The sequence below is a fragment of the Streptomyces spiramenti genome (assembly GCF_012034385.1).
GTDB classification, from domain to species: domain Bacteria; phylum Actinomycetota; class Actinomycetes; order Streptomycetales; family Streptomycetaceae; genus Streptomyces; species Streptomyces spiramenti.
On record NZ_JAAVJB010000202.1, the window covers coordinates 1 to 9,304 of the forward strand.

The 9,304-nt window shown below is 74.4% G+C and carries 10 protein-coding genes; 5 read left to right on the forward strand and 5 right to left on the reverse strand.

Going from position 1 to position 9,304, the window contains the following annotated elements; translation table 11 throughout:
- Positions 1-256: 256 nt before the first annotated feature.
- On the reverse strand, positions 257-1,015 hold the full coding sequence (locus HCJ92_RS19140; RefSeq protein ID WP_167934852.1) for a phosphoglyceromutase: 759 nt from the start codon (positions 1,013-1,015) through the stop codon (positions 257-259).
- Between the two features lie 192 nt (positions 1,016-1,207).
- On the opposite strand from HCJ92_RS19140, the gene HCJ92_RS19145 reads away from it, so the two are divergent.
- Entirely contained in the window at positions 1,208-2,074 is an 867-nt protein-coding gene (locus tag HCJ92_RS19145) for a DUF5753 domain-containing protein (protein ID WP_167934853.1), read from the forward strand.
- A 90-nt stretch (positions 2,075-2,164) separates the two neighbouring features.
- Positions 2,165-2,656: a hypothetical protein gene (locus HCJ92_RS19150; RefSeq protein ID WP_167934854.1), complete on the forward strand. Its 492-nt coding sequence runs from the start codon at positions 2,165-2,167 to the stop codon at positions 2,654-2,656.
- 21 nt (positions 2,657-2,677) lie between these two features.
- Here HCJ92_RS19150 and HCJ92_RS19155 read toward each other — a convergent pair whose 3' ends face one another.
- Positions 2,678-3,043, reverse strand: a complete 366-nt coding sequence (locus HCJ92_RS19155) for a hypothetical protein (RefSeq protein ID WP_167934855.1) — start codon at positions 3,041-3,043, stop codon at positions 2,678-2,680.
- Complete coding sequence (locus HCJ92_RS25875) at positions 3,040-3,243, reverse strand: DUF397 domain-containing protein (RefSeq protein ID WP_420824744.1); 204 nt, start codon at positions 3,241-3,243, stop codon at positions 3,040-3,042. Before HCJ92_RS25875 ends, HCJ92_RS19155 begins: the two co-directional genes overlap by 4 nt.
- A gap of 297 nt (positions 3,244-3,540) precedes the next feature.
- Here HCJ92_RS25875 and HCJ92_RS19165 point away from each other — a divergent pair, with 297 nt between their 5' ends.
- Together HCJ92_RS19165 and HCJ92_RS19170 are read left to right on the forward strand one after the other, a co-directional pair.
- Positions 3,541-4,242: a GntR family transcriptional regulator gene (locus tag HCJ92_RS19165; RefSeq protein WP_167934857.1), complete on the forward strand. Its 702-nt coding sequence runs from the start codon at positions 3,541-3,543 to the stop codon at positions 4,240-4,242.
- 121 nt (positions 4,243-4,363) lie between these two features.
- On the forward strand, positions 4,364-5,371 hold the full coding sequence (locus HCJ92_RS19170; RefSeq protein WP_167934858.1) for a 1-aminocyclopropane-1-carboxylate deaminase: 1,008 nt from the start codon (positions 4,364-4,366) through the stop codon (positions 5,369-5,371).
- A 220-nt stretch (positions 5,372-5,591) separates the two neighbouring features.
- On the opposite strand, the gene HCJ92_RS19175 is transcribed toward HCJ92_RS19170, so the two are convergent.
- Positions 5,592-6,848, reverse strand: a complete 1,257-nt coding sequence (locus HCJ92_RS19175) for an SLC13 family permease (RefSeq protein WP_167934859.1) — start codon at positions 6,846-6,848, stop codon at positions 5,592-5,594.
- 409 nt (positions 6,849-7,257) lie between these two features.
- Between HCJ92_RS19175 and HCJ92_RS19180 the strand changes: the two genes are divergently transcribed.
- Entirely contained in the window at positions 7,258-8,565 is a 1,308-nt protein-coding gene (locus HCJ92_RS19180) for an alpha/beta fold hydrolase (RefSeq protein ID WP_167934860.1), read from the forward strand.
- Between the two features lie 73 nt (positions 8,566-8,638).
- Here HCJ92_RS19180 and HCJ92_RS19185 read toward each other — a convergent pair whose 3' ends face one another.
- Entirely contained in the window at positions 8,639-9,190 is a 552-nt protein-coding gene (locus HCJ92_RS19185) for a type III secretion system chaperone family protein (protein ID WP_167934861.1), read from the reverse strand.
- Between the last annotated feature and the right edge of the window lie 114 nt (positions 9,191-9,304).

The following is a 9,304-nucleotide window of genomic DNA, read 5'->3' on the forward strand; positions in this document are numbered from 1 at the left end:
CCGGCTCACCGCCCGGGACGGGCTGCCGCTGCACGGGTTCCTCACCCTGCCCGTCGGGGCCTCCCCGGGGAGGCTGCCGCTGGTGCTGCTGGTGCACGGCGCGGTCCGCCGGGGAGGCGGCCCCGGGCCGGGCCGGCCGGTACGAGGTGGTGTCCGCGGGCCGGGCGGCACGCGTGCGGCCCCCGTCGCGCCGGGCGGACGCCTGCGGCACGACGGGGGCCGTGGGGTGCGGCGGGGCGGGGCCCGTCGCGGTGCGCTACTTCTTGCCCTGCCCGGCGACGGCCTTGATGGCGTCGGCCGCGGCGTCGGGGTCCAGGTAGGTGCCGCCGGGGTTCAGCGGCCGGTAGTCGGCGTCCAGCTCGTAGGAGAGCGGAATGCCCGTGGGGATGTTGAGCCCCACGATGTCGGCATCGGAGATGCCGTCGAGGTGCTTGACCAGGGCGCGCAGGCTGTTGCCGTGCGCTGCGACCAGCGTGGTGCGGCCTGCGCGGAGGTCGGGCACGATCCCGTCGTACCAGTACGGGAGCATCCGGGCGACGACGTCCTTGAGGCACTCGGTGCGCGGACGCAGCTCACCGGGGAGCGCGGCGTAGCGCGGGTCCGCGCTCTGCGACCACTCGGAGCCGTCGGCCAGCTCCGGCGGCGGGGTGTCGTAGGAGCGGCGCCACTTCATGAACTGCTCCTCGCCGAACTCGGCGAGGGTGGCGGCCTTGTCCTTGCCCTGGAGCGCGCCGTAGTGCCGCTCGTTCAGCCGCCAGGAGCGGTGGACCGGGATCCACGGACGGTCGGCCGAGGTCAGGGCGAGGTTGGCGGTGCGGATGGCCCGCTTCTGGAGCGAGGTGTGCACCACGTCGGGGAGCAGACCGGCGTCCTTCAGCAGCTCGCCGCCGCGTACCGCCTCCTTCTCGCCCTTGTCGGTCAGGTTGACGTCCACCCAGCCGGTGAACAGGTTCTTCGCGTTCCACTCGCTCTCGCCGTGGCGGAGCAGAATCAGTTTGTACGGTGCGTCGGCCATGCTCCGAGCGTATGCGAAGGGCCCCCGCGGCCCCGAGGCCGTCCGCGTTCCGGCCGGTGAGGCGTTCCGACACGTGACGGCGAGTTGCCCCTCATCCACCCGGTTCGGCACGACACCGACTGCTTATCTGACATGTGTCAGGATGCGAGTGGTCATCCCCGACACCCGGGCACCCCACCGCGGAGCGACGTCATGCACCCACCACCGGAGGACCCCGTCCTCGCTCGCCGCAGGCTGCGCATCGCGCTGCGGCGTCTTCGGCGGGAGCGCGACCTCACACAGCGGCACGTCGCCGACGAGCTGGAGTGGTCGCTGTCGAAGCTGATCCGGGTGGAGAGCGGCGCCCAGGGAATCAGTGTCACCGACCTCCAGGCGGTGCTCGACCTCTACCGACTCGACGACGCCGTCGAACGGGAGACGCTCCGGGCCGCCGCGCGAGCCAGCCGTGGCCGCGCGTGGTGGGCGCGGTTCGAGTCGGCGGTCCCGCCGGCCTTCGCGCAGTACCTCGCGTACGAGGGGTCGGCGACGGCTGTGCTGTGCCATCAGCCCTCGTTGCTACCGGGGTTGCTCCAGACACCGGCCTACACCGCGGCGCTGCCGACGGACCCGCTGCCGGTTGCCGGCGGCGCCGCGCTCCGCGGCGAGCTGCGGCGGGAGCGCATGAAGCGGCTGCGGCGCCCCGGCGGCCCCCGGGTGTCGTTCCTGATCGACGAGGCAGCGGTACGGCGGGCGGTCGGCGGCGCAACGGTGATGACCGAGCAGCTGGAGCACCTCGTGCAGATGGCTGCCGCACCCGACCTCGACGTGGCGGTACTGCCGTTCGCCGCGGGTGCGCATCCGCTCGTCGACCAGCCGTGCAGTCTGCTGGAGCTGGAGGAGGGAGATGTGCTGTTCGTCGAATCGGCCGCCACCGGGGACCGGTGCGTCCGCGACGAGCCCGCCCTGGTGGCCCGCTACCAGGAGCGGTTCGCCGCCGCCCGTGAACTGGCACTGACCGGGACGGACGCGGCCTCGCTCATCCGGTCGGTGCACGAAGCCCTGGCCGCCGGCCGCCCCTGACGGGTCGCATCACACCGCTGATATCGAGATGATCGCTGGTTCACCGCCGAACTCCGGTACCCCCGGCCGACCGTCACAGGAGAAGCAGTCATGAGCCGAGGGCACCTGCCGCCGCCGCGCGGCGGTCCGCACGAGGTGTCCGGCCCGCCGGGCACCGAGGACCCCGGGGTGGCCGCACCCCCCGCGCCGGAGCCGAACGCCTCCGCCGTACCGGTCCCTGCGGCGGGGCCGGTCGCGCCGGCGACGACCGGAGCCGCTGCGCCCGGGGGGCCTCGCTGGCCGCGCACCTGGGTCGAGTTGGTCGCCTATCTGGTGGAAGACTCCCCGAATCGGGCGCACAGCGCGCTGAAGCTGCTGGCCGGCGGGGTCCTGGCGTTGTCCCTGCTGGTCGGCGTCCTTGTCGCGGCGGTGCGAACGGCCGACATGGCGGCGCCGCAACTGCCGTTCGAATCGGGGTGGGTGGCGCCCGGCTCGGTCGGGGCGGCCGGCGTGGTGTTCATGGCCGTCTACGGGGCCGGCCGCGCCGTGCGCCGCCGCCGGGCCGACGCGGCGAACGAGGACGGTCCGTCGACCGGGGGCTGACCGCCTCGCGCGGGCCGCACGTCAGGGCCGGGCCCGGTGGGCGGCTTCCTCCAGCGCGCTCCACCCGAGTGCGGCGGCAGCCGCCAGCACCGTCGTCACAGCACCCCAGACCGCGATCTTGGCGCCGCCGCTGACGAGAAGCGAGGCGGCGGCGCCGCCGACGGTGGCGGTGGCCGCCGCGAGAGCGCACACTCCGACGAGAACCACGGCGCGGCGGGACTGCGACCACGCGGCGGGCCGCGGCACGGTCGCGGTGGGCGAGGGGTGGTCGGTTCCGCCGCCGCGACCGCTCGGCTCGGCGCTCGGTGGCTCGGTCTGCGCGGCGCGGCCGGATCGGGGCTCGGCATCGTAGTGCCGGGCCGCCTGCGCGGCCGTGGACGGGCTCATGAGATGCGCTCTCCCCTCGGGGTCGAGGCCAGGGTGACGAACTCCCGCCAGGCACCGTACGCGAAGCCGAGCACGGCTGTCCCGGGACCCCCTGAGTCCCGGACCAGAACCCGGCCCCTGGTCACGGTCGTCTCCACACAGTTGAGCGGCTCGCAGTGACTGCTGCGGCGCCAGCCCGTATCGACGTTCTCAGCCTGCATCGCCACCCGACCCCGGTAGTGCTCGTGCCGGGCCCGGATCGCGGAAGACCGAAGGCCGCCCGCAGCGAGCCCGTGTCCGACGAGGCAAGTTTCCCCGCCGAGCGGCAAATCTACTCCACGTAGTCTTCACATCACCGGAAATCATCGGCGCTGATCACAGTTGCGGCGAGCTGTTCGCGAAGCGACCGTTACGCCCGGCGGCGCGCGCTGGGGACGATCGCCCAGGTGAGCAGATCTGTTCGCGTGGTTCCCGCCGCGCTCTTGACTCACCCGCCACAGTGGCATGCAATATTTCGCATGCCGGTACCGGAGAATCGTGGCCTCGTTCGCAGATCCCTGCTGCGCGAGGACGCATATCGAGCCATCAGGGACGCCGTCGTGAGCGGGACGCTCGCGCCCGGGGAGCGGCTGCACGACGCCGACCTGGTCGCCTGGCTGGGCGTGAGCCGAACGCCGGTGCGTGAGGCGCTGGGCAGGCTGGAGCAGGTGGGGCTGGTGCAGACGAGCCCCGGCCGCCACACCGTCGTCAGCCCGCTGGACGTCCGGGCGGTGCACCACGCCCAGGCGGTCGTGGCCGCGATGCACGAGCTGGCCGTACGGGAGGCGGTGCCGCACCTGGCGGAGGGTGACCTCGCGGAGATGCGGGACGCCAACGCCCGGTTCGAGGCGGCCGTCCGCGCGGCGGACGTGGACGCGGCGATCGCGGCGGACGACGCGTTCCACGGGGTGGCCGTGACCGCAGCCGCCAACCAGGCGGTGGTCACGGTGCTGGAGCAGTTCACCCCCGTGTTGCGGCGGTTGGAGCGGCTCCGCTTCGGCTCGCTGGCCGGGCGGGCGTCGGTCGCGCAGCACGAGCGGATCGTCGCGCACTGCTCGGCGGGCGAGGTCGACGCGGCGGCCACCGCCGCGCGGGAGAACTGGCTGACGCTCGCCCCGTTGCTCGACGCCGCGGGCGGGTCCGGTGAGGAGCCCGGCACGCCCGACCCCGGGGACGGTTGACTCCGCCGGGCCCACGCGGCCGATGCCGGCCGCACCCGCCTGTCCGTCCGCCCGTCCGCCCGTCCGCCGACCGCCGATGCCCCGCACTCGACCGCCCCGCCCACCGCCACCGGAGGCCCCTGTGTCACTCGACGACTTCGACCGCCATCCGCTTCTCTTCGGGCCGAGCCCGGTGCACCCGCTGGACCGGCTCAGCGACCACCTGGGCGGCGCCCGCGTCTGGGCCAAGCGGGAGGACTGCAACAGCGGTCTCGCCTTCGGCGGCAACAAGACCCGCAAGCTGGAGTACCTGGTACCGGAGGCGCTGCGTCAGGGCGCCGACACCCTGGTGACCATCGGCGGCGTGCAGTCCAACCACACCCGCCAGGTGGCGGCCGTGGCCGCACGCCTGGGCATGAAGGCGGTACTGGTGCAGGAGAGTTGGGTGGACTGGCCCGACCCGGTCAACGACCGCGTCGGCAACATCCTGCTCTCCCGGATGATGGGCGCCGATGTCCGGCTGGTGGATGCGGGGTTCGGCATCGGCTTCAAGGAGAGCTGGGAGCAGGCACTGGAGGACGTGCGCTCCGCGGGCGGCACCCCCTACGCGATCCCGGCCGGCGCCTCCGACCACCCGCTGGGCGGGCTGGGGTTCGCCAACTGGGCGGCCGAGGTGGAGCGGCAGGAGCGGGAGCTGGGCGTCTTCTTCGACACCGTCGTCGTGTGCAGCGTCACCGGCAGCACCCACGCCGGGATGATCGCCGGGTTCGCCGGGCAGGACCGGCCGCGTCGCGTCATCGGCATCGACGCCTCGGCGAAGCTCGCCGAGACCCGTGCGCAAGTGGAGCGGATCGCCCGGGACACCGCCGAGCGGATCGGTCTCGGCCGGGAGTTGCGGGACGAGGAGATCACCGTGCTGGCGGGGTGGGCGGGCGACCGCTACGGCATCCCGGTGCAATCCACCCTGGACGCCATCCGGCTCAGCGGCTCGCTGGAGGGCATGATCATCGACCCGGTGTACGAGGGGAAGTCGATGGCCGGTCTCGTCGACCTGGTCCGGTCCGGCGAGATCCCTCGGGACTCCACCGTGCTCTACGCGCACCTCGGGGGTCAGCCCGCGATCAACGCCTACAGCGGCGTCCTGGGCTGACCACCTGCGGCTGCCGGGCGGGGCACTCCTGCCCGGCGGCTGTGATCGCGCCGTCCAGGTCGTCGCCAACGGGCGGCTCGCCGAGCGCGGGAGCCGGTCGCCGGAGGCGCAGGGGGCGGGGCGGGGCCCGGTCGGGGTGCCAGGCGGGGACGCCGGGGCTTCGGGCGGGCGCCGGGCCTCAGTGAGCGTTTGGTTCTGGGTTGTCCGTTTGGTTTGTGGTTCAGGTGCCGACGAGTTCGAGCATCCCCCACAGCGCGGTGGTCGCCACCACCAGCGTCAGGGGCACGGTGAGCACGCCGAGCCAGGTGAAGTCCCGCAGCGAGACGTCCATGTCGTGCCCGTGCAGCACGCGCCGCCAGAGCAGGGTGGACAGGGAACCCACGTACGTGAGGTTGGGCCCGAGGTTGACGCCGATGAGCACCGCGAGCACCGGTGCCGCCCCTCCCCCGGCGACGATCGGCAGCAGCGCGAGGGTCGCGGGCAGGTTGTTGATCCCCGCGGCCAGCAGCGCCGCGACGGCTGCGATGACCAGCAGGTCCAACCATCCCGTGCCGTCCGGGAGTACCCGCCCGGCGGCGGCGTCGAGGCCGTTGTCGACCAGCGCCTTGACGACCACGCCGAGTGCCAGCACGAACAGGCAGAACAGCGGGTTGCAGGCGGCGATCAACCCGCCGACGGTGGTGGTGCGGGCCCGGAGGGCGCGGACGGCCAGGACGGCGGCGCCCGCGCACGCCGCCCACGCCGGGGAGAGCCCCGCGAAGGACGTGGCGACGAAGCCGACGAGTGTCAGTGCCAGGACGACGAGCGCGACGACCGGCGCCTCGACCTTCTCCCCAGCGGTCACCGGGACGGGCGGCGCGGACAGGTCTGCGGCGAAGTAGCGGCGGAACACGAGGTACTCGACGGCGATCACCAGCAGCCATGCCGGCGCCATGAGGATGCCGAACCGCGTGAAGGTGAGGCCGCTGGCGGCGAACGCCAGCAGGTTGGTGAGGTTGGAGACGGGCAGCAGCAGCGACGCCGAGTTGGCCAGGTGGGCGGTCGCGTAGACGTGCGGGCGGGGCACGGCGCCGGCGCGCATCGCGGTCGCGATGACGACGGGGGTGAGCAGCACGGCGGTGGCGTCGAGGCTGAGCACCGCGGTGGTCAGGGCGGCGAGGACGAACACCCCGGCCAGCAACCGTCGCGGCCGGTCACGGCAGAGCCGTGCCACCACGGAACCGGCGGCGCTGAACAGTCCCTCGGCCGCGCACAGGTGCGAAAGCAGCAGGATCGCCGCGAGGAACCCCACCACGGGCGCGAGTCGTTGGGTCTCCGACCACGCCTCGGCGGGGGCGACCGCGCCGAGGGCCATGAGCAGTCCGGCGGCCGGAACGGCCCCCACCGCCTCGGGCCAGCGTCGGGGGCGCAGGATGACGAAGGCGAGCACCGCCAGCAGGAGGACGGTGGAGAGCACGGCGGCGGCGACGTCGATCACGGTGGGGGCTCCCGGGGCACCTGGGCGGGACGGACTGCGCCGCCGCGTGTGCCGCGTCCGCGCCGCACACCCGTCAGCATCCCACCACGGGAGCGGGACGGGCGCTGCGGCGTCCGGCACCGGAGCGGCGCGCGCCGGTCGTTCCCGCCGGTCGTCCCGCGCCGGTCGTCCCGCGCCGGGGAGCGGGAGGTACCCGGGGTTGCGCGCCCTGGCGGTCCGGCGTGGCGCGGCGAGGGTCGCGGCGCGGCCCCGGCGACCTCGCGCCACCCGAGCGGTGGGCCGACGACGGGAGGGTAGGGGTTCAGCTGTGCCACGGCGGTCCACGCAGGGCCGCGGGCGGGGGCACGGCGCGGCCGGGGCAAGGCGGCGGCAGGCAACGGGACGTCACGAGGCGCGACGAAGGGGCAGGATGAGCGATCACCATGTCGGCGATGTGCGGGGGGCCGGGCGTCGGCCGGACGACCGGCAGGCCAGGACCCGACAGCGGCTGGCGGCCTCCGCCGATGTCGCGAGGGTGCGCCGCCCGGTCGGTGACGGCGCGGACGAGGAGTTCGACCTCCACTACGTGCGGACCGGGCCGCGCGGGTCCACCCCGGTGCTGTTCGTCCCGGGCGGTCCGGGACTGGCCTCGGTGGTGATGTACCGGGCGCTGCGCGCGCGGGCGGCGCGGCAGCGCTTCGACGTGGTGATGGTCGAGCACCGCGGCATCGGGCTCTCGCGGGTGCGGGACGACGGGCGACCGTTGCCGCGTTCGGCGGTCACCGTGACGGCGGCGGTGGAGGACCTGGCGGCGGTGCTCGATCACGCGGGTATCGATCGCGCGGTCGTCTACGGAGCCTCGTACGGGAGTTACCTGGCCCAGGGGTTCGGCGTCCGGCACCCGGACCGGGTCGCCTCGATGGTGCTGGACTCACCGGTCCTCACCGCGCACGACGACGCGGAGACCCGGCGTGTGATGCGGGAGCGGCTCTGGGAGGGATCGTGCCCGGACACGGAAGGTGTCGCCGGGGCGCTGCGGGGGCTGGTCGCGCGAGGGCTGGTGGACCCCGCCGAGACGGGCGCCGTGGTGCAGGTCGCCTACGAGATGGGCGGGGTGCCACTGCTGGAGGCGCTCTACCGGGCCGTCGCCTCGGGGCGCGGGCACCGCACCTGGCGGTGGTTGGCGTCGCTCGGCGACGCGGAGGCCCGGACCTCGAGGCCGTTCGTCATGGAGTTCGACCTCGCGGGGGTGATCGCGTTCCGTGAGCTGAAGTACCGGCCGGACCCCGATGGGCTGCCCCTCGACCCCAACCTCGGGTTCCTGGAACTGTCGCGGGAGTTCCCGGAGTTCACGGGCGAGCCGTTCGACCTTCCCGCCGAGCTGCCCGCGTTCCGCTGGCCGGTCGCGGTGGTCTCCGGCGACCGGGAGCTGCGGACCCCGCGCACGGTCGCCGAGCGGATCGTGGACTCGGTGCCGGACGGCACCCTGGTGCCGCTGGCGAACCACGGCCACAGTGCGCTGGACTCCCACCCGGCGGCGGCACTCCGCGTCGCGCGGCTGGTCCGGGACGGTCAGCAGCACCATCTGCCGGGTGAGGCCGCGGCCCTCGGTGCAGTCCGGCGCAGCGGCGGCATGAACCTGGTGGCGCCGCTGATCCGCACCCGGCTCACCTCGGAGCGGCTGCTGCCGCGGCGGAGCCCCGCCCCGACCCCCGGAGAGGCCGGGCCGCGGGGGTGACCGCCCGGGGGGGGCGCGCCGGGACCGTGCCGTCGGCCGTGCGGTCGCGCGGCGAGGTCGGCCGGGGTCGCCCTCACTCCGCGGGACGCGTCAGGTGCCGGAAGGCGTCCAGGTTGCGGGTGGACTCGCCACGGGAGGTCCGCCACTCGTACTCCTTGCGGATGGCGGAGGCGAAACCCTTCTCCAGCAGCGTGTTGAAGGAGCCGTCGGCCTGCTCCAGGACGGCCCCCAGCAGCCGGTCGAGCTCCGCCGCGGTGATGGCGGCCAGCGGGAGCTTCCCCGCGAGGTAGATGTCGCCCAGCGGGTCGATCGCGTAGGCGACACCGAAGAGGCGGGCGTTGCGTTCCAGCAACCAGCGGTGGACCTCGGCGTGGTTCTCGTCGGGGCGACGGATGACGAAGGCGTTCACCGACAGGGAGTGGCGACCCACCACCAGCGAGCAGGTGGTGGAGAGCTTCCGGGTGCCGGGCAGGGTGACGACGTACTGCCCGGGGCGCGGGGTCTCCCAGCTGACGGTGGTGCCGTCGGCATCGGCGCCCGGCTGCCGGCCGTCGGGTTCGGCGAGCGCCGTGAGCGCCGCCTCGATGGTCCGTCGTGCCGCCGTCTCCTCGTCCTGTGCACCCATGGCGCCGATCCTAGGTCCTGCCCGACCGTCCTGCCCGGCCCGCGGCGCGCCCCCGCCGCGCCGCCCTGCCCGCCCCCTCCTGCCGGCCGCCGGGGCGCGCAACCCCGGGTACCT